The sequence below is a fragment of the Niveispirillum sp. KHB5.9 genome (genome assembly GCF_048066115.1).
GTDB lineage: Bacteria > Pseudomonadota > Alphaproteobacteria > Azospirillales > Azospirillaceae > Niveispirillum.
Window position 1 is genome coordinate 60,146 of the sequence record NZ_JBLTYX010000008.1, and the last position, 21,094, is coordinate 81,239.

Here is a 21,094-nt window from a genome sequence, read left to right on the forward strand (position 1 = left end):
GGGTAAGCAGCATGTTTGGGGCGGGTAGAAGTGTTGAAAGGCCGATCCCCAGACCGTAACCTGCCTGTCACGGACCCCCGGCCGGACAAACTCAGCAGGTGAGGGCAAGGTTCCATGGACGAATTGATCGCCGCCAAGTTCGGCCCGCCCGTCTGGATGGGCGACCAGATAAGGCGCGACACCCTGCTGGACCTGCTGGACCGGGCGCTGACCCATCGCCTGACCCTGGTGCAGGCGCCGGCCGGATACGGCAAGACCAGCATCCTGGCGCAATGGCGCGAACGGCTGGCCAAGCAGTCGGTGAAGGCCGTGTGGCTGACCCTGGAACGCGACGATTGCGACCTGAAGCGGCTGGTGCGCTACCTGGTGCTGGCGATCAGGGGGGAGGGGGCGGAGGGGGACGCACCGGCGCTGGCCGCCGACCTGCCGCCGCGCGCCGCCTTGTCGGCCATCGTCAATGAACTGGCGGGGGAGGCGGGGCCCTTCGTCCTGATCCTGGACGATCTGCACCATGCCCAGGGTGACGGGGTGGCGGGGTTCCTGCAGGCGCTGATCCGGCTGGCACCCGCCAATTGCCGCTTCGTCCTGGCATCGCGCGATTACCCGTGGCTGGGCCAGTCCGCCCTGGCGGCGGAAGAACAGCTGCTGGAGATCACCGCCCGCGACCTGCGCTTTTCCACGCAAGAAGCCGAAAGCCTGCTCGCCCGCGCCGGCCGTACCCTGGCCGCCGATGATGTCGGCCGCATCCTGGACCGCACCGAAGGCTGGCCCATCGCCCTGCAGCTGACGTCGCTATCGCTGAAACGCGGCATCGGCCAGGAACGGCTGATCGCGCAGTCGGGCGGGTCGGGTGCCGATCTGGCCCGCTATTTGTCCGAACAGGTGCTGATGACCTTGCCCGACGAGATACGGGACGTGGTGATCCGCACGGCCCTGCTGGACCGGCTGACCGGTGATCTGGTCAATCTGCTCTGCGGCCGGTCCGATGGCTGGATGGTGCTTGAACGGCTGGAACAGCAGGGCGTGTTCCTGACATCGGTGGGCCCGGACCGGCGCGAATACCGTTTCCACCAGCTGTTCGCCGAATATCTGCGCGACCGTCTGGAACGGTCGGACAGCGTGCTGTTCGCGGCCTTGCAGCGTCGCGCCGCCGACTGGTTCGCGCAGCGTGGACAGGTGGCCGACGCCGTCAACCACGCCATCCTGGCCGGCGACGACATGCGCCTGGCGGAAATCCTGGAGGAGGCCGGCGGCTGGCGCCTGATCCCGCAGGGGCTGCAGGGCGTGGTGGCGCGCGGGCTGGCGCAGCTGCCCCGCGCCCTGGTCCATACAAGGCCACGGCTGGTGCTGGCCCATGTCTATCTCCAGATGAAGCTGGGCGAGCTGGGGGCGGCCCGCGTCGCCTTCGACGCGTTCGCCGTGCGGACGGAGGAGGCGGTGCTGTCCGCCGACCTGCGCACGGAGATCCAGGTGGTGGGCGACACGCTGGCCGATTACGAGAACCAGCCCGTCACCTTCGACGATCTGCTGGCGCGCGAGGCGCTCTTACGCAAGCTGCCGGCCAACGACCATCTGGTCCTGGCCAATATCAGCGAGACGCTGGCCGCCAAATATTTCGAGGGCGGCTGGCTGGAGCGCGCCTTGCAGCCCACGCTGGCGGCGCGGGAACATTACCGGGCCTTCGGATCGCTCTACAGCGACATCTTCACCCGCTTCCTGGAGGCCCGCATCAAGCGGGCGCAGGGAAGGTCGAAGGAGGCGGAGACCATCCTGGCCGCGGCAAAGCAGGAGATCGTCGAGAATTTCGGCGACCATTCCGATCTGGCCGCCAATTGCGGCGCCTTCCAGGCCGAACTGCTGTACGAGCAGGACCGTGTGGCCGATGCCCGCGCCCTGATGGAATGGGCCCTGCCGCACATGGAGCAGTCCGACGGCTGGGTCGATGTCTATGCCGTCGCCTATTTCACCGAGGCCAAGGCGCTGGCCGGGGAAGGGGCGTTCGACGAGGCCTGGAACATCATCGCCCGTGCCCGGCGCACCGCGGCGCGACGTCGGTTGCGGCAGCTGGAACTGCTGGCCGACATCGCGGAGGTGGAACTGCTGATCGTGCACGGCGCCGGGCTGGATGCCGCCATCGCGGCAGCAGGGGCCGCTGGCATCGACGGTCTGGCCGCCATGGCGGCGGAGGAATCCCCGCTCTATCGGCCCGTGGCCCTGGCGGCCTCGCTGGCGCGGGTCAAGCTGAACCTGCTGTCGGGTGATTTCGCCCCGGCCATGGCGGAACTGGCGCTGCTGCGCGGCTGGGCCGACCAGCGCGGGGCCGGCCGCCTGCTGATCGACATCAACATCCTGGCCGCCTTCGGCCATCGCGCCCTGGGGCAGGAGGAGGAGGCGCGGACCTGCTTCGACGATGCCGTGGGCATCGCCATGTTCCAGAACATCGTCCGCCCCTTCGTGGAGGCCCGCCGCTTCGTGCAGCCCAGCCTGGACGAGGCGATGGAGGATGGGGCCCAGGTCGACCGGTTCCGCGGCCAGTTCCTGAAGGTGCTGGCCAAGTCGGTGCTGGCCTGCCGCAACAACATCACCGCCCCCGGCCTGTTCAACGAGGCGGAGGCGGAGGTGCTGAACCTGCTGTGCCAGGGCCATTCCAACAAGGAGATCGCGCGCCTGATCGGCATGTCGCCGGACACGGTGAAGTACCGGCTGAAATCCCTGTTCCGCAAGATCGGCGTGTCCAAGCGCCGCGACGCGGTACGGGTATCGGCCGAACGCGGGTTGATCCCTGGGGCGGGATCGCGGCCGGCGGTGATGCCGGCCCTGTGAACCGGGTTACCACCGCCGCACCAGCAGCCAAACCATCAGCGCCGCGACCAGCCCGCCGGCCCCCAGGGCCAACGAGACGGGTAGCAGCCCGCTGCCGGCCGCGAACATCGCACCGGCGACGATCGGGCCGATGGCCGATCCGCCGCGCCCGACCCCGATGACGAAGCCGATGCCGCTGGCACGCAGATGCGCCGGGAAGGTCGCCCCCATGATCGGGTAGAGCCCCACCACCCCGGCATTGATGCAGAACGCGGCCACCGCCACCACCAGCGACAGCGCACCCAGCCCCGACAGGCCGGACCCGAACAGGGCGATGGCGAAGAAGCCCGCCACCATCGACCCCATGACCAGGGGGCGCAGCGGCAGCTTCTGCGACGCCAGCCCGATCAGCACCGCACTGGCCAGCGACCCGATATTGGCGGCCACCAGCACGCGGGTGGCCTCCGCCGGTGTATGGCCCATATCGACGATGATCTTGGGCACCCATTTCTGCACGAAATAGAACAGCATGATCTGCGCGAAATAGGCGACGGTCAGCAGCAGCGTGACGCGCGCATGCCCACCCGTGAACAGGGCCAGCGGCGACGGTTTCACCGCCCCGGTGACGGGGTCGGGCAAGGTGCCCAGCGGATCACGCCCCAGGCTCAGCAGGGTGCGGTTGACACGGTCCAATGCGTCGGCGGGCCGGCGCGCGATCAGGCTGTCGATGGATTCCGGCAGGAAGAACCACAGCAGCGGCAGGATGGCCAGCGTCGCCGCAGCGCCGAACAGGAACACGCTGCGCCAGTCGCCCGTGCGTTCCAGCAGTGCGGCCGCCACCAGCCCGCCCAGGATGGCGCCGACCGAATAACCGGCGATGTTCAGCACCATGTTCAGGCTGCGGCGTTTGGTGTTGGAGAATTCGGCCACCATAGCGCTGGTGGCGGAGATCATGCCGCCGATGCCCAGCCCCGTGGCCAGCCGCGTCGCCGACAGCCATGTGACATCCCGCGCCGTCGCCGACAGCACCATGCCCGCCACCATCAGCGCCAGGCAGGCCAGGATGGTCGGCCGCCGCCCGATGCGGTCGGCCAGATTGCCGATCAGCACCGATCCCGTGGCCATGCCCAGCAGTTCCATGGACAGCACCAGGCCCAGCACGGCCCGGTCGATGCCCCATTCTTGCGCGATGCCGGGGGCGGCGAAGCTGATGGCCAGCACGTCGAACCCGTCCAGCGCGTTCAGCGCGATGCACAGGGCCACCACCACCCATTGCCGCCGATGCATGGGCGCGTCTTCCAACAAGCCGCCCGTCCCCTCTGTACCCATCAATGCCATGGTCGCAGCCCTTCCAGACGCATGGGTTGACTTGAAGGGTTTATCGCGCGGTGAAGCCGCCATCCACCGGGAGGGCCACGCCGGTGACGAAGCTGGCCTCATCCGACACCAGCCACAGCACGGCATCCGCCACCTCGCCCGGCTTGACCAGCCTGCCCATGGGTACGGCACCCACCACCTTGGCCTCGTTCGCCGCCGCTTCGGCCGGATCGCCATTGCGGCCGGTGAAGCCGATCTTCATCGGCGTATCGGCCAGACCGGGGCAGACGACATTGACGCGGATATTGTCGGCGGCCAGCGCCAGGGCCAGCGACTTGGTCAGCCCGACCACGGCCCATTTCGCTGCCGAATAGATCGGGCTCATCATCGATCCGACCAGACCGGAGATGGACGAGGTGAAGACGATGGCCCCGCCGCCGCGCGCCCGCATATGGGCCGCCACCTGTCCGGCACCCAGCGTGGCCGACGTGACGTTCAGGTCGATGGCCTTCTGATAGGCGGCAAGGTCCAGGTTCTCCACCGAGGCCGGGCCCGGCATGCCGGCATGGGCCCATAATATGTCGGCCCCGCCCAATGCCGCCACGGCCTGATCGATGCTGCCCCTCGCCCCTTCCGGTGTGGACAGGTCGGCGACGATGGGGACCACCTTGTCGGCACCGAAATCGGCGACCAGCTGGTCCAAGGCGGCGGCACTGATATCGATGGCGGCCACCCGTGCGCCTTCACGCACGAACCGTTCAACGCCCGCCCGGCCCATGCCCGATGCGGCGGCGGTGACAATGGCGAGCTTGCCCTTCAGGCGCATTTATTCTCTCCCTTTAGGATGCGAACGGGTCGGTGAAGCGCCCGGTCGTCGAGATGATGGTGGTGCGGGTCTCAAGATAGCTGTCCAGCGCCTCGATCCCGTTCTCGCGGCCCCAGCCGCTGGCCTTCACGCCGCCATAGGGGGTGGACCAGCGGATATAGCGGTAGGTATTGACCCAGACCATCCCGGCCTCGATCCGGTTGGCGACGCGATGGGCGCGTCCGGTGTCACCCGTCCACAGCCCGGCCGCCAGGCCATAGGGCGTGCCATTGGCGATGGACACCGCCTCATCCTCGCCCTCGAACGGGATGATGGCGGCGACGGGGCCGAAGATCTCCTCCTGCGCGATGCGCATGGTCGGCGCCACGCCGGCGAACACCGTCGGTTCCACGAAATAGCCGTCGGCCAGACCGGCACTGGTCAGGCGCGACCCGCCGGCGACCAGTTCCGCCCCTTCATTGCGGCCGATATCGACATAGGACAGGGTCTTGTCCAGTTGCTGCTGGTGCGCCTGCGGGCCCATATGGGTGGCGGGGTCCAGCGGCATGCCGACCCGCACACGGCTCGCCCGCTCGCGGAACGCGTCGACCACCCTTTCATAGACCGACCGTTCGGCCAGGATACGCGACCCCAGCGCACAGGACTGCCCGCACAGCGCCCAGGCCGACCCCGTGGCGGCGTTCAACGCCTGTTCGATATCGGCATCGGCGAAGATTATGTGCGGGGCCTTGCCACCCAACTCGAAGCTGAACCGCTTCAGCGTGTCGGCACCGGTCTTCAGGATGGTCTTGGCCGTCGCCCCCTCACCGGTGAAGGCGATCTTGTCCACACCGGGATGCGACACGAGGTGTGCACCCGCCACCGGCCCGTCGCCCGGCACGACATTGACCACGCCGGGCGGGAACCCCGCCGCCTCGAATATCCGGGCCAGGGCCAGGGACGAGGCTGGGGTCTGTTCCGCCGGCTTCAGCACGACCGTGCATCCCGCTGCCAGGGCCGGCCCCAGCTTCCAGGCCGCCGCCATCAACGGCACATTCCACGGCGTGATGGTGCCGACCACACCGACGGCCAAGCGGGTGGTGAAGGCATGGACGCTGTCATCCATGGGGATGGTGCGGCCCGACAGCTTGTCGGCCAGGGAGGCGAACCAATGGTAATATTGGGCATGCAGCCCGATATCGCCGCGGCTTTCCCGGATGGCACGGCCATTGTCCCGGCTTTCGATCCGGGCCAGGGCATCGACCTGCGTTGCGTAAAGGTCGGCAAAGCGGCGCAGGATGGCGGCGCGTTCCCATCCCGCCATCTTGCGCCAGGGCCCCTCGAAGGCGGCGCGGGCCGCCGCCACGGCGCGGTCGATATCGGCCTTGCCGCCATAGGCGACATCGCCCCAGGGCTGGCCGGTGGCGGGATCGATACTGCCGCGCACGCCCCCGTCCAGCGGGGCCACCCATTCACCATTGATGAACAGCCGGTCGAAACGGAAATCGTCCAGCATCATCCTCCCCCATGGAAATTATCTCTGCGTTGAGACAGAAATGTCCATGAAGGGGGCAGGGTCAACGGGAAGCAGGCGGCTTACCCGTCTTGGTCACTTTGACCCGTTCGCTCAGTTTTTGGTGCTGGACACCATCCACGCCGCCGCCGCCGCGATGGCCAGCGGGATGGCATAGATCAGGAACAGCATGCCCCGGTCCGTGCCGATTTCCATCAGGTATCCGGCGGCCAGCGGTCCCAGGATGGCGCCGCTGCGCCCGACGGCCATGGCGGTGCCGATGCCGGTGGTGCGGATTTCCGTGGGATAAAGCTGGGCCGCCGTCGGGTAGAAGGCGTTGAACCCGCCCTGGACCAGCACGCCCAGGCCCAGAATGGTGGCAAAGGTGGCGGCGATGGGCATGGACACCCAGCCGAACACCAGCATCAGCAAAGTCGCCGAGCCCAGGAAGGCCGGGATCAGCCGGTTCAGCGGCAGGCGCGTGGCCAGCAGGCCGATGCCGGCACTGCCGATGAAGGCGCCGATATTGAAGGTGGCACCGGCCATGATCGCCTGATCCAGCGCCAGCCCGGCATTGACCGCGATGCGCGGGATCCAGCTGATCAGGAAATACAGCCCGGCCCAGCCCATGGTCATGCCCAGCCACAGGGCCAGGGTGGATTTGGCCCGCGGTCCCTCGAACAGCGCGCCGATATTCACCCCGCGCTTTTCCGGCAGGGACGGCGCCTCGCGCAGCGCCTTCTGGTCCAGCTTGACCAGCAGCTTGTTCAGCCTTTCCAGCCTGTCGGGTGCCGGCCGTGCCGCCAGGAACTGCAACGATTCCGGCATCAGCCAGGCGACGACGGGCAGGATCACCACCGACAGCATGCCGGCGCCTAGGAACAGCGGCTTCCAGCCATATTCATGGATCAGCACGGCCGAGGTGAAGCCGGTGATGATGGCCCCGATGGGCCAGCCGGCCTGCAGGAACGCCACCCAGAAGCTGCGCTGTTTGGCGTTGGAGAATTCCGACGTGATGGAAGCCATGGAGGCCAGGATGGCGCCGATACCGACGCCGGTGACCACGCGCCAGATGGCCAGCATCACCATGTCATGGGCCGTGGCGGCTGCCAGCATGCCACCGCCGATCAGGGTGATGGCGATCAGCACCACCTTGCGCCGGCCGATCATGTCGGCCACCGGCCCCATCAGCATCGACCCGAAGGCCGTGCCCAGCAGGCTGGCGGTCAGCACGATGCCAAGCGCCCCGTCCTTCAATCCCCATTCCTGGGCGATGACGGGGGCGGCATAGGTCAGCAGCACGACATCGACGCCGTCCAGCAGGTTCAGCACGAAACACAGCAGCACCACGATCAGCCGCGTGCGGCCCATGGGGGCCGCCTCCAGCGCCGCGATGCGCGCCTGGAACTCGGTATCGGCACGGCCTGCCCGGCCGTCCGGCTTCTTCAACATCCTGTTCTTCCTCCCTGGTCCGTCCGGGCCTTCTGTCGGGCGCCGTAACGGTGGTTAATCCAGCATTGCCTTGAAATCGGCCCCCATGTCATCGGCTTTCGGCTCGATGCCGGTGAACAGGGCGAAGGCCCCCACCGCCTGGAACAGGGCCATGCCGCCGCCATCCAGCGTGCGACAGCCCAGTGCCCGCGCCGTGCGCAGCAGGGCGGTCTCGATGGGGAAATAGATGATCTCCGCCACCCACAGGTCGGGGCGAAGCAGGTTCTCGGCGACCGGCAGGCCCGGATAATCGGCCATGCCGCGCGGTGTGGTATTGACCAGGCCATGAGCGTGGGGAATGACCGCGTCCGGCGCCGGCACGGCCCGCGCCCGTCCTTCCCCGAACAGCGCACAGAGCCGTCCGGCCAGTTCATCGGCCCGCTCCGCCTGCACATCGAAGATCGACAGCTTCTCCACGCCCAGCCGCAGCAGGGCATAGCCGACGGCGGCCCCGGCCCCGCCGGCGCCCAGTTGCACGACATGGGCGAGATCCACGCCCGGCAGCCCGCGCCGGAACCCTTCGGCGAAGCCCCACCAGTCGGTATTATGGCCGGAACGCTTCCCATCTTTCAGAACGACGGTATTGACCGCCCCGATGGCCGCGGCCTCCGGCGATAATTCGTCCAGCAGGGGGATGACGGCTTGCTTGCAGGGATGGGTGATGTTCAGCCCGTCGAAGCCGAACCGTTCGGCCCCTTCGATCAGGCCGGGCAGGGCACCGACATCCAGGCCCAGTTGTTTCAGGTCGATCAGGCGGTAGACATAGCGCAGGCCCTGGCGGGCCCCTTCCTGTTCATGCATACGCGGCGTCAGGGATGCCTGTATCCCCGAACCGATGAGGCCCGCGAGGATGGATTTCCCGCTCATGATGGGCTGTACCCCAGGCTGTTGCCGAAAAAGGTGAGGGCGGCGCGATAGCCATCGGACCCAAGGCCGCAGATGACCCCCGTCGCCGCCAGCGAGACGTAGGAATGGTGGCGGAACGCGTCGCGCCGGTGGATGTTGGTCAAATGCACCTCCACCACCGGGATGGCGCAGGACAGCAGCGCATCCATGATGGCGACCGAGGTGTGGGACCAGGCCCCGGGATTGATGACGATCCCCGCCGCTTGCGTGCGTGCTTCATGGATCCAGTCGATCAGCTGGCCCTCATGGTTGGACTGCCGGCACTGCACCTCCATGCCGATGGCGGCACCGACGCGGCGGCACTCCGCCTCGATATCCGCCAGGGTGCGGCTTCCATATTTCTCCGGCTCGCGCGTGCCCAGCAGGTTGAGGTTCGGCCCGTTCAGCACATGCACGGGACGGCGTTCGACAGGGTCCGGCAAGATCCCCCCTGTGCCCGGTGAAAGGCGTTGTGATTGTCGTTGAGCGGTCGCCAAGGACCGTTGCGCGACTGTGTACGAAATAGTACGTTCACGTCAAGATGCGTCTTTCGCAATCCATCACGTGACAAGGGAGAAGGGCATGAACGCGGCGGAAAAGCCCGGCCTGGCCCTGGGTTTGGCCAAGTCCATCGCCACCGTATCGATCAGCGGCAGCCTTCCGGCCAAGCTGGAGGCGGCATCCGCCGCCGGCTTCGACGGGGTGGAGATTTTCGAGAATGACCTGCTGACCTTCGACGGCACGCCCGCCGATGTGCGGCGCATCGCGGCCGATCTGGGGCTGGCCATCACCATGTTCCAGCCGTTCCGGGATTTCGAGGGCATGCCCGGCACGCTGCGCACCCGCACGTTCGAGCGCATGCAGCGCAAGTTCGATGTGATGGCGGAGCTGGGTACCGACCTGCTGCTGGTCTGTTCCAACGTCTCCCCGCAATCGCTGTCCGAACGCGGCCGCATCGTCGATGATTTCCGCGAACTGGGCGATCTGGCGGCGGCGCGGGGCTTGCGCGTGGGGTACGAGGCGCTGGCCTGGGGCCGGCATGTCCATGACCATCGCGATGCCTGGGACATCGTCCACCGCGCCAACCATCCCAATATCGGGCTGATCCTGGACAGTTTCCATTCGCTGGCGCGCAACGTGCCGACCGACAGCATCCGCGACATCGATCCAGCCAAGCTGTTCATCGTGCAGATCGCCGACGCGCCGCGCCTGGACATGGACCATCTCTACTGGAGCCGGCATTTCCGCAATATGCCGGGCCAGGGCGACCTGCCCATCACCGACTATGTGCGGGCCCTGCTTGCCATCGGTTACAAGGGGCCTTTGTCGCTGGAGATCTTCAACGACCGGTTTCGGGCGGGATCGGCATCGGGCATCGCGCTGGACGGCTATCGGTCGCTGAAACTGGTGGAGGATGAGGCGCTGGCAAGGCTGAAACGGCCGGCCGCCATGAAGCCGCGCGTGGGTGTCACCGGCGTCGAGTTCATCGAGTTCGCCGCGACGGAGGAGGAGGCGGGGCCGCTGGGCGCCATGCTATCCGCCATGGGGTTCGAACCGGTGGGCCGCCATGTCACCAAGGCGGTGACCCGATGGCGCCAGGGCGGCATCAATATCGTGCTGAACTGCGAAACCGAAGGCTTCGCGCACAGCCATTCCATTGTGCATGGCGCCTCGGTCTGCGCCCTGGCGCTCCGTGTGACGGATGTGCCGGCCGCCCTGGACCGCGCCCGGGAACTGCATATCCCGCGCTTCGCCCAGGCGGTGGGGCCGGGGGAGAAGGATATCCCCAGCGTGCGCGGCGTGGGCGGCAGTCTGGTCTATTTCATCGAGGACGGCACGCAGGAGCAGGTCTGGCGCAACGATTTCGTGCCCCTGGAGCAGTTTTCCATGGATTGGAAAACTGCTTCGGCGGCGACCGCCGCCGCGCCGCTTCGTAGCGGCTTAAGCCAAGCCGCGGATGCGGCGCCGGCGCCTGAGGAACGCGAAGGCTGTGCACCCGTCCCCGGCGCCGGCCTGACCCGCATCGACCATATCGCCCAGGCCATGGGGTACGAGGAATTCCTGTCCTGGCTGCTCTATTATTTCGCCCTGTTCGATGTGACCAAGACCCCGCAGCTGGAAATCGCCGATCCGCTGGGCATCGTCCACAGCCAGGCGATCGAGAATGAAGACCGGTCCTTCCGCGTCACCCTGAACGGGTCGGCGGCGGCCCAAACCCTGACCTCGCGCTTCCTCAACCATTATCTGGGGGCGGGCGTGCAGCATGTGGCCCTGGCCACGGATGACATCTTCGCCACGGCAAAGGCGCTGCGGGAACGCGGGCTGGAACGGCTGCCCATCCCGCGCAACTATTACGACGATATCGAGGCGCGGTTCGCCCTGGACCCGGAACTAGTGGAAAGGCTGGCGGCGCACGACATTCTTTATGACCGCAGTGAGGATTGCGAGTTCTTTCAGCTCTATTCCCGCGCCTTCGCCAAGCGCTTCTTCTTCGAATTCGTCGAACGCCGTGGCTACGACGCCTATGGTGCCGCCAACGCCGCCGTGCGTCTGGCGGCGCAGTCACGGTTCAATACCGATACGGTTTATTGAGGGGAGAAGGGTGCCGCCTCTCTCCACCGTCATCCCCGCGGAAATCTTTGCTGCGAGGGTTCCATCAATATCTACCGTCACCCCGGCGAAGGCCGGGGCCCAAGTGACAAGCACTTTGCTCTACGACCTGGGCCCCGGCCTTCGCCGGGGTGACGGTAGAGAGAGTGGCAACGATGGTGCCCGTGCGTTTCGCAGAGGCCTCGCTTTCGCGGGAATGACGGTGAAAAAGAACCCGGCCCATCTACCAACCAAAAATCACGGGAGGAAACATGTCCATCTGGTCCCGCCTGCTGCTGCTGGGCGCCACCTGCCTGTCGCTTGCCACCGCCACCGCCGCCCAGATTGTGCGGGTGGAAGGTGGCGTGATCGAGGGCAGGCCGCTCGACAGCGGCGTCAACGCCTTCCTGGGCGTGCCGTTCGCCGCCCCGCCGCTGCGTGACCTGCGCTGGCGTCCGCCGCAGCCGGTCCAGCCCTGGGCCGGCACCCTGCATGCCGACCGGTTCGCACCCATGTGCCTGCAGCCCATGCGCGGCTCCACCATCAACCATTATTTCGGGCATGAAGCGATCAGCGAGGATTGCCTTTACCTGAATGTCTGGGCGCCCAAGGAGCCGGCCCCGGCTGGCAAGCCCTATCCGGTGGTGGTCTGGATCTATGGCGGTGCCTTCAATGTCGGTTCCGCCAGCATGCTCAACTACTCGGGCGAGTTCCTGGCCAGGCAGGGCGTGGTCTATGTGGCGCTGTCCTACCGCGTCGGGACCCTGGGTTTCCTGGCACATCCAGAACTGACAGCGGAGGGCGGGGGGCATTCCGGCAATTACGGGTTGATGGACCAGGTTGCCGGCCTGGAATGGGTGCGCAACAATATCGCCGGCTTCGGCGGCGACCCCGGCAATGTCACCCTGGTGGGACAGTCGGCCGGGTCGATGTCCATCGGCCTGCTGATGGCCAGCCCGGCGGCCAAGGGCCTGTTCCACCGCGTGGTCGGCATGAGCGGCAGCCCCTTCGGCGCGCTGTTGCCACCCATTGCGCTGACCGATGCCGAGGCGGATGGCAAGCGGTTGCAAGACGTGCTGAGGGTTGGATCGCTTGCCGATATGCGGGCACTTGCCGGCGACCGCATCATCGCCACGCCCTTGCCCCGCCGATCGCCCATCGTGCTGGACGGCAAGCTGCTGTCCTTGCCGCCCGATCAGGCGATGAAGACCGGCGGGCACAGCGACGTGCCGGTGATGATCGGCTTCACCCGTGACGAAAGCTTCCGCAGCCTGGGCAATCCGGCGGACATTCCGGCCTATGAGGCGCTGGTGAAATCATCCTTCCCTGGCGTCGCCGACAAGGTCTTGAAGGCATACGCGGTGAAGGATGCGGCCGACCTGCGCCGCACCGTCACCGACATCCAGCGCGACGCCACCCTGGGAAGGCAGGTGGCCGCCTGGGCGCGGGCGCAGAAGCAGCCCGCCTATGTCTGGCTGTTCACCCGCCGGCATCCCTATACGGCGGGCATCAGTTTCGCCGACCATGATCCGGCGACGGTGGGCGCCTATCACACGGGCGATGTGCCCTATTGGCTGGGCACGCTGGACGCCCTCAACCTGTTCCGCCGCACCCGCGATTGGGAGCCGGCGGACCAGCAGCTGGCCGCGCGGATGCAGGGCATGCTGCTGTCCTTTGCCAAGGGCCAGCCGCCGGCACCCGACTGGCCGCGTTTCGATCCCAAGCGCCCCCGCCTGATGGAACTGGGCGAACAGGTGCGTGTCACGGATTGGCCACGCTACGCCACGCTTGACCTGCTGGCCGGGTGGGAGGCGGCACCGCCGCCCGCAGCCGCCACAGCGCCCCGCGTGCGGGATTGACGGCCATGAAGCGGCTTCTTCTCTGCCTGCTGCTGCTCACCGCCCCCGCCAATGCCTATGAGGACGTGCCCGCACCCACCCTGCGCCTTGTCCTGCAGGCCCGCGTTGCCATCGCGCCGGCCGTGGAGGTGGGGGGGAGCGATCATGGCAAGCGCCGATTCATCCCCATCACCGGCGGCACCTTCACCGGCGAGGGGATCAAGGGCGAGGTGCTGGCCGGTGGTGCCGACTGGCAGCTGGACCGGCCCGACGGGGTGCGGGAGATCGATGCGCATTACGCGCTGCGCACCGATGACGGGGCGGTGATCATCGTCCGCAACCAGGGCCTGTCGGTGCCCGACCCGCGCTATCTGCTGACCGTGCCGGCATTCCAGGCACCGGCCGGCAAATATGATTGGCTGAACCGGCGGGTCTTTGTCGGCCGCATCAATCCCGTGCCGGGCGGTGGGGCGGTGATCATCAGCGTCTTTGCCGCAGAAGGTTAAAAGCCTCTACCAAACGGGCGGGGCCGCAGTATCCTGAGGCTCCGCCAGCCCAACGAAAAACGGACCTCCTGATGAACGCCCCGGCGCCCAAATCCCGCAATCCCCGCGCCGCCGAAGCCGACGAGACCAAGGCCAATATCCTGGCCGTGGCGCGGCGGGAATTCGCCGACAAGGGGTTGATGGGGGCGCGTATCGACGAGATCGCAGAGAAGACCGACACGTCGAAGCGGATGATCTATTATCATTTCGGGTCCAAGGAGGGCCTGTATCAGGCGGTGCTGGAACAGGCCTATATCGCCATCCGTGATTCGGAAGCCGCATTGCCCATCCTGGAGGTGGGCGCGGAAGAGGCGTTGAAGGCCCATATCCGCCTGACCTTCGACCATCACTTCAAGAATCCGGAATTCGTCCGGCTGGTGATGAACGAGAATATCCTGCATGGCGCCTTCATCGGCCATGTCGATGGCATCAAGCGCCGCAGCCAGAACGTCATCCAGGGCCTGAAGGCCATTCTGGACAAGGGCGTGGCCGAGGGGTTGATCCGGCCGGGCATCGACCCGGTGGAACTGCACATGACCATCAGCGCGCTCTGCTTCTACAACGTCTCCAACCGCTACACCTTCTCCACCATCTTCGGGGTCGATCTGGGGTCGGACGAAGCCGCCGCAAAGCGTCGGGAACAGGTGGTGGAGATCGTTATGACATGGTGCCGGAAGGGGTGAGTTGGCTGCGCGCGATCATCAATCTTGATCGTCATCCCGGCGAAAGCCGGGACCCAGGGGCCAAGTGCCCGACCTATCGGCAAATTTGATCGACGTAGCTTCGGCGTTCGACCTGTGGCCCCTGGGTCCCGGCTTTCGCCGGGATGACGGAAGGTTGGTGCCATTTCCCAGCACCAGCAAAGAAACGCACTGCGCCATAACAATCGACATTGACTACGTACGAACTGTTTCGTACATTAACCTCATCGAAAGAATAGGGGGGTATCCGGCAACGACCGGCCCCCGTAAAAATCCAAGAAATTCGGTCGGGGGGAAGAATGAAGCGTTCCGTCACCGTCCTGTCCGCCTTGCTGTGCCTGTCCGCACTGGTGCCCGTGTCGGCCCGTGCCGCGGGTGCCGGGGCCGATATCGCGGCCAATGCCGCCATCGGCGCCTCGGTGCAACAAGTGGGGGCCGATACACTCTCCACCGTCACCGTGCCGTTCGCGGGCGGCGTCACCGGTCTGCCGGAAACGGTCTACAAGACGGTGCCGGGCTATCGCCCCCTGAAGCTGGACCTGTTCCTGCCGGCCGGTGCCGGCACGGATGGCAGGCAGCACCCGGTCATCGTCTATATCCATGGCGGCGGCTGGATGGGCGGTGGCCCGCGGCGCAGTGCGGCTTTCCAGGACTGGCCCAAGGTTCTGGCCGGCATCGCCGCCAAGGGCTATGTCGTGGCCTCCGTCGGCTATCGCTTCTCCGCCGAGGCGCCGTTTCCGGCGGCGGTGAAGGATGTGAAATCGGCGGTGCGCTGGCTGCGCGCCAATGGTGCCCGCTACGGCGTCGATCCCGGCCGCTTCGCCGTCTGGGGACAGTCGGCGGGCGGACATCTGGCGGCCCTGGTCGGGGCGAGCTGCGGCGATCCGGCCTTTGCCGACGATGCGCCGGCCCCGGCCCGGCCGGCGACGGTGGAAACCGTGCCCATCGGGGCGGGTGGTGCCGATCAGGCGTCGGACTGCGTGCAGGCCGTGGTGTCCTGGTTCGGTATCTACGACTTCGCCTCCATGCCCAGCTATCTGAAACAGGATGCGGCGACCACCGACCCGCTGCGTATGTTCCTGGGCTGCAATGCCGGGGGATGCGATGCGGACCGCACGCGCCAGGCCTCGCCCATCGCCCATGTCGATGCCAAGGACCCGCCTTTCCTGCTGCTGCACGGTCGCGACGACAATGTCGTGCCGGTGGCCCAGCAGGACCGGTTCGCTTCGGCCCTGTCGGCGTCGAAAGTTTCCGTGAAGACCCGTGTGTTCGAGGGTGCCAACCATAGCTGGATCGCCCAGGCGCCCGAACGCACCCGGGAAGTAAGCCGTCAGGCCCTGACGGATACGATCGACTTCATCGAGGCGGCGATCGGTCCCCGCTGACCGGTCGCCCCCGCCACAACCATCAAAAGCAAAGCCGGGGGCCCGTGCCTTCACCGGAACGGTGACCCCTGCGCGCCAATAAAGGGAGGAAAGCAGTGAACAAGAAGATGAATGCGTGCCATTTGATGCGGACGGCCTCGCCGCTCGCCCTGACGCTGGCGGTGCTGGGAGCATGGCCGGTGCTGGCCCAATCGGCGGATGGCGGCAAGGTGGAGATGATCGAGGAGATCGTCGTCACCGGCTCGCTGATCCAGCGGCCCAACAATGTCTCCGTCAGCCCCATCACCACCGTGTCGCCCGAAGCCATCAAGGAAAGCGGGCAGGTGGAGATCGAGGCGGCGTTGAACCAGCTGCCCTCCTTCACCGCTGCCGGCACGTCCAGCACGGGCGGGCAGGGGCAGGGTGGTCGCGCCAGCCTTAACCTGCGTGGCTTGGGATCGAACCGCAATCTGGTGCTGCTGAACGGCAAGCGCCTGCCGCTGTCCGATATCAACGGCAATGTCGACATCAACATCCTGCCCGAGGCCATCATCGGCGGCGTGGATGTGATCACCGGTGGTGCGTCCGCCATCTATGGCTCCGACGCCATGTCCGGCGTGGTGAATTTCAAGACCATCCCCTATTTCGATGGCGTACAGGCCGATGTGCAGTTCGGCCAGGATGAACGCGGCGACGTGTTCAAGAAATCCGCCTCCGTCACGCTGGGCAGCAGCATCGGGGAGGATCGGGGCCATGTCCTGTTCTCCGCCAGCTACACCGACCGGCCGGGCCTGCAGGGCTCCAAACGCTCCTTCTTCGAATTCGTGACGCCATCTGGCTTCATCGGCACCGGCACCTATGTGCCCAATGCCAGCAACCTGCCCACCCAGGCGGCCATCAATTCCGTCTTCACCCGCTATGGCGTGACCTCCACGGTGGCCCGCACCCTGAACCTGGGGTTCAACAATGATGGCAGCCTGTTCGTGCAGACGGGCGCCTTGAACTACAAGGGCCCGACCGACAATGGCTATGCCATCGTGGCCGGCAATGTCCGCATGCCGGTGGGCCAGCAGGTGCAGTTCCAGAACGCCCTGGAACGCAAGACCGCCTTCGGTTCCTTCGATTACGAGGTGACGGAAGGTATCACCGCCTATGGCCAGTTCATGTATGTCGACAGTCTGGTCCATACCGAAAGCGGCGGCAGCCTGACCCAGATCGGCAACCTGACCACCATTCCCGTCACCAACCCGTTCATTCCGGCCGATCTGCGCACCATCCTGGCGTCGCGCCCCAACCCCAACGCGCCCTTCACCTGGAACGGCCGCTATGTCGGCATTCCCGACAAGAACTGGGACGAGCAGTACAAGGTTAGCCAGTTCGCGCTGGGCTTCAAGGGCGACCTGGGCGCGTCGTGGAAGTGGGATCTCTATTCTTCCTACGACGAGAGCCAGCATGACCAGGCGCTGCACAGCGCGGTGGTGAAAAGCCGGGTGCAGGCGCTGCTGAACGCCGCCGATGGCGGGGCATCGCTGTGCGCGGGCGGGTTCAATCCGTTCGGCATCAGCAACGCGCTGAACATCTCCGATGCCTGCGAAACCTATATGACCAAGACGGCGCTGAGCACGGAGAAGCTGACCCAGTCCCAGGTGCAGGCGCAGGTTTCCGGTCCCGTGGTGGAACTGCCGGCCGGTCCGTTGCAGGTGGCCTTGCTGGGTTCCTACCGCCGCAACACCTATCGCTTCACGCCCGACAGCGACCTTGTCACCTCCAATATCGAGGCGGTGACCGGGTCAGCCCCGGCACGTGGCAATATCGGGCTGAAGGAAATCGCCGGTCAGGTGGATATCCCGCTGATCAGCGGGGCGGAGTTCGCGGAGGAACTGGCCGTGGGTGCCGCCGCCCGTTATTCCGATTATTCCACGACCGGCAGCGTGACCAGTTACGAGGGTGACCTGCGCTGGAAGCCCATCGGGTCGCTGATGCTGCGCGGTTCGTACCAGCGCGCGGTGCGTGCGCCCAATATCGGTGAACTGTTCTCCCCGCCCACCGGTACGCAGGTGCAGTTCGGCACGCCGCCGGCCTCTGTCGGTGATCCCTGCGACGTGCGCTCCATCGCCCGTACCGGCACCGGCGGGGCGCAGGTCCGGGCGCTGTGCATCGCGCAGGGCGTGCCGGCCAATGTCGTCGATACCTACACCTTCCCGACCACGGCGACGGGTGGCACCATCCGCGGCAATCTGGGCCTGACCCCGGAAAAGGCCGACACCTATAATGTCGGCGGCGTCTTTACCGTGCCGGGCGACACGCCCTGGATCAGTGGCACCACCATTTCGGTCGACTATTACAACATCAAGATCAAGGAGGTGATCTCCTCGGTTCCCGGCCTGACCACGCTCTCCAAGTGCTATAATCTCGATGGCTCCAACCCGACCTATGCGGCGACGAACGAGTTCTGCCAGCTGCTGACCCGCGATGCGCAGGGCCAGTTGCAGGATGTCAGCCTGCCCTTCCTGAACCTGGGCGGGTTGGAGACGGACGGTATCGACATCCAGATCAACTGGTCGGCCAGCCTGTCCGATCTGGGGGCCGATGTTGGCGATCCCAGCGCGGAGATTTATGTCACGCCGAATATCGGCTGGGTGAACCATTACAATATCCAGACCCTGCCGGGTTCCGCCTTCCAGGATTATGTCAATACCAGCACCTTGGGCCGCGCCCTGCCGCGCTGGAAGGCGCTGACCACGGTCGGGTACAAGTCCGACGCGTTCGGTGTCGGCCTGCGCTGGCGTTACCAGGGTGCGATGGATGATGTGACGGCGGTGACCACGCCCACCAATCCGTCGCCGGGCGTGCCCGCCTATAATCTGTTTGACCTGTTCGGCAATGTGCGGGTCAGCGAGGGCATCGACCTGCGGGCCGGCGTCACCAACCTGTTCGACAAGGGCCTGCCTATCGTGGCCAGTTCGCAGAACAGCACGGATGTCGGCGTCTATGACGCGGTTGGCCGCTCCTACTATGTGGGGCTGCGGGCGCGGTTCTGAGGGGTGAAGGGCAGGAGACCGCTAACCGGCGGCCCCCTGCCTGAACCGTCCGGGGGAACAACCCACGCGGCTGGTGAAGAAGCGGTTGAAATAGGCCGGGTCGCCGAAGCCCAGTTCGAACGCCACCTCCGCCACGCCCAGGTCGCTATAGAGCAGGCTGCGCTTGGCCTCGGCCAGCAGCCTTTCATGCAGCAGGTCGATGGGTGGGTGACCGGTCACGGCCATGCAGGCCGCACGCAGCCGTCCGGCCGTGACCCCCAGCGCATCGGCGAATTGTGCAACGCCCCAGCCTTCCCGGTAATGCGCCTCGATCAGGTCGCGGTAGCGGGCGACCAGGGCGGCGCGGGGGCCCCGTGCGGCGGCACCACCGCCCACCGACAGCCGGGCCGACCGCCAGGCATGGACCAGCAGGGCCATCAAGGCCGCTTCCACCAGCAGCGCCTTGCCCACGCGCCCGCCGGACATTTCCGCCTCTAGCAGCCCGGCCAGGCGCAGGCAGTCGGCCCCATCCTCCCCCAACTGTAAGGCGGCCGGGCGGTCGAACAGTTCAGCCAGACCCGGTTCCCGCCGCGCCAGCCCGCGCAGCAGCGGGTCAACGAAAGTGACGACATGGCCCTGGCTTTCGGCATCCCAGTCGAACCCGTGCACCTCCCCCGCCGGGATCAGCAGCAGGCAGGGTGCGGTGAACGCCTGTCGCTCCCCACCGGCCAGCAGCGCCCCGCCGCCGGAACCGATGACGAAGACATGGTTCAGGTCGGCATGGGCATGCGGCTGGATTTGCCAGCCGCTGGGCTGGCTGCGGCGTTCCAGGGTTTCGGCATGGATGAAATGTTCATCCGCCTTGGTCTCCGCCTCCCCATACAGGAAGAAGCGGGGCACGGGATTTCTGGCTTTCCGGATCATGCGGTGCAGCATGGCAGGGTGCGATGAAAAATCCAAGTTTTTGATGGATGCGTGTCCTGTGCCAATGGTTCGCCGGGGCTATCATCGGGCCAACAGCCAATAATTACCTCAGGGAGGGATGGTGATGCGCACCCAGGTGGCCATCATCGGCGCCGGTCCGGCAGGATTGCTTCTGGCCCATCTTTTGTACAAGGCGGGCGTGGAATGCGTGATCCTGGAACGGCGTGACCGCGCCTATGTCGAAAGCCGCATCCGCGCCGGCATCCTGGAGCAGGTGACCGTCGATCTTCTGCGCCAGGTCGGCGTGCATGACCGTATGGACCGCGAAGGCCTGCCGCATGGTGGCTTCGCCCTGTCGGCGGACGGTGAGCTGACGCGCATCGACATGGCGGCGCTGACGTCCAAGTCCGTGATGGTCTATGGCCAGACGGAGGTGACGCGTGACCTGATCGATGCCGCCATCGCCCGGGGTATCCCGCTGCTGTTCGAGGCCGAGGATGTGGCCCTGCATGATGTCACCAGCGCCCGGCCGGTGGTGACCTGGCGGCAGGATGGCGAGGAGAAGCGGCTGGAGGCCGATTTCATCGCCGGCTGCGACGGGTTCCATGGCGTGGCGCGGGCCAGCATCCCGGCCGATGTGCTGCGCACGTTCGAGCGGGTGTATCCGTTCGGCTGGCTGGGCGTGCTGGCCGATGTGCCGCCCTGCGATCATGAACTGATCTATGCCAGCCATGAACGCGGCTTCGCGCTGGCCTCCATGCGCTCCAACACCCGCTCGCGCTATTACGTGCAGGTGGCGAATAGTGAGAAACTGGGGGATTGGTCGGATGAGCGGTTCTGGGACGAGCTGTGCGTGCGGCTGGGGCCGGATGCCGCGTCGCGGGTGACGCGTGGTCCGTCGATCGAGAAATCCATCGCGCCGCTGCGCAGCTTCGTGGCGGAACCGATGCGCCATGGCAACCTGTTCCTGGCCGGCGATGCCGCCCATATCGTGCCGCCCACCGGCGCCAAGGGCCTGAACCTGGCTGCCACCGATGTCGCCTATCTGGCCGAGGGCTTGGCCGGCTTCTACCGGGGCGACAGCAGCGGTATCGACGCCTACTCGGCCCGTGCCCTGGCGCGGGTGTGGAAGGCGGAACGCTTCTCCTGGTGGTTCACCAGCCTGATGCACCGTTTCCCCGATACCGATGCCTTCGGCCGCCGCATGCAGATGGCCGAACTGGGCTATCTGCGCGGCTCCCCCGCCGCCCAGCGGGTGCTGGCGGAAAATTACGTGGGCCTGCCCCTGCACTGACCTGTT

General features: G+C 66.5%; 15 protein-coding genes. 8 read left to right on the forward strand and 7 right to left on the reverse strand.

Translation table 11 applies throughout. From position 1 onward, the window contains the following. The first annotated feature begins 114 nt into the window (after positions 1-114). Complete coding sequence (locus tag ACM9HJ_RS15005) at positions 115-2,823, forward strand: AAA family ATPase (protein ID WP_416572553.1); 2,709 nt, start codon at positions 115-117, stop codon at positions 2,821-2,823. 6 nt (positions 2,824-2,829) lie between these two features. On the opposite strand, the gene ACM9HJ_RS15010 is transcribed toward ACM9HJ_RS15005, so the two are convergent. The 6 genes from ACM9HJ_RS15010 to aroQ form a co-directional block, all read right to left on the reverse strand. After that, positions 2,830-4,089, reverse strand: coding sequence for an MFS transporter (locus ACM9HJ_RS15010; protein ID WP_416572554.1), 1,260 nt, complete (start codon positions 4,087-4,089; stop codon positions 2,830-2,832). A gap of 91 nt (positions 4,090-4,180) precedes the next feature. Continuing rightward, positions 4,181-4,945, reverse strand: coding sequence for an SDR family NAD(P)-dependent oxidoreductase (locus ACM9HJ_RS15015; protein ID WP_416572555.1), 765 nt, complete (start codon positions 4,943-4,945; stop codon positions 4,181-4,183). A 13-nt stretch (positions 4,946-4,958) separates the two neighbouring features. Then, the gene (locus ACM9HJ_RS15020) at positions 4,959-6,440 is read right to left on the reverse strand and encodes an aldehyde dehydrogenase (RefSeq protein WP_416572556.1); all 1,482 of its coding nucleotides are present in this window, start codon (positions 6,438-6,440) and stop codon (positions 4,959-4,961) included. A gap of 111 nt (positions 6,441-6,551) precedes the next feature. Next, a complete protein-coding gene (locus ACM9HJ_RS15025; protein WP_416572557.1) occupies positions 6,552-7,889 on the reverse strand; it encodes an MFS transporter in 1,338 nt (445 codons plus the stop codon). A gap of 54 nt (positions 7,890-7,943) precedes the next feature. Beyond that, positions 7,944-8,795 carry a shikimate dehydrogenase gene (locus ACM9HJ_RS15030; protein WP_416572558.1) on the reverse strand — a complete coding sequence of 284 codons (852 nt, stop codon included), beginning with the start codon at positions 8,793-8,795 and terminating at the stop codon, positions 7,944-7,946. After that, positions 8,792-9,256, reverse strand: coding sequence for a type II 3-dehydroquinate dehydratase (gene aroQ, locus ACM9HJ_RS15035; RefSeq protein ID WP_416572559.1), 465 nt, complete (start codon positions 9,254-9,256; stop codon positions 8,792-8,794). The genes ACM9HJ_RS15030 and aroQ overlap by 4 nt, the downstream gene beginning before the upstream one ends. 139 nt (positions 9,257-9,395) lie before the next feature. Between aroQ and ACM9HJ_RS15040 the strand changes: the two genes are divergently transcribed. From ACM9HJ_RS15040 to ACM9HJ_RS15065, 6 genes are all read left to right on the forward strand, one after another. Further along, positions 9,396-11,405, forward strand: a complete 2,010-nt coding sequence (locus tag ACM9HJ_RS15040; RefSeq protein ID WP_416572560.1) for a bifunctional sugar phosphate isomerase/epimerase/4-hydroxyphenylpyruvate dioxygenase family protein — start codon at positions 9,396-9,398, stop codon at positions 11,403-11,405. A gap of 269 nt (positions 11,406-11,674) precedes the next feature. Beyond that, positions 11,675-13,261 carry a carboxylesterase/lipase family protein gene (locus tag ACM9HJ_RS15045; protein WP_416572561.1) on the forward strand — a complete coding sequence of 529 codons (1,587 nt, stop codon included), beginning with the start codon at positions 11,675-11,677 and terminating at the stop codon, positions 13,259-13,261. Between the two features lie 5 nt (positions 13,262-13,266). Then, complete coding sequence (locus ACM9HJ_RS15050; protein WP_416572562.1) at positions 13,267-13,746, forward strand: DUF3237 family protein; 480 nt, start codon at positions 13,267-13,269, stop codon at positions 13,744-13,746. 71 nt (positions 13,747-13,817) lie between these two features. Continuing rightward, on the forward strand, positions 13,818-14,468 hold the full coding sequence (locus tag ACM9HJ_RS15055; protein ID WP_416572563.1) for a TetR/AcrR family transcriptional regulator: 651 nt from the start codon (positions 13,818-13,820) through the stop codon (positions 14,466-14,468). A gap of 317 nt (positions 14,469-14,785) precedes the next feature. Continuing rightward, complete coding sequence (locus tag ACM9HJ_RS15060; protein WP_416572564.1) at positions 14,786-15,871, forward strand: alpha/beta fold hydrolase; 1,086 nt, start codon at positions 14,786-14,788, stop codon at positions 15,869-15,871. A gap of 95 nt (positions 15,872-15,966) precedes the next feature. Beyond that, positions 15,967-18,891, forward strand: a complete 2,925-nt coding sequence (locus ACM9HJ_RS15065; protein ID WP_416572565.1) for a TonB-dependent receptor domain-containing protein — start codon at positions 15,967-15,969, stop codon at positions 18,889-18,891. Between the two features lie 21 nt (positions 18,892-18,912). Here ACM9HJ_RS15065 and ACM9HJ_RS15070 read toward each other — a convergent pair whose 3' ends face one another. Further along, on the reverse strand, positions 18,913-19,770 hold the full coding sequence (locus ACM9HJ_RS15070) for a helix-turn-helix domain-containing protein (RefSeq protein WP_416572566.1): 858 nt from the start codon (positions 19,768-19,770) through the stop codon (positions 18,913-18,915). Between the two features lie 148 nt (positions 19,771-19,918). Between ACM9HJ_RS15070 and pobA the strand changes: the two genes are divergently transcribed. Continuing rightward, complete coding sequence (pobA, locus tag ACM9HJ_RS15075) at positions 19,919-21,088, forward strand: 4-hydroxybenzoate 3-monooxygenase (RefSeq protein WP_416572567.1); 1,170 nt, start codon at positions 19,919-19,921, stop codon at positions 21,086-21,088. The last annotated feature ends 6 nt before the right edge of the window (positions 21,089-21,094 follow it).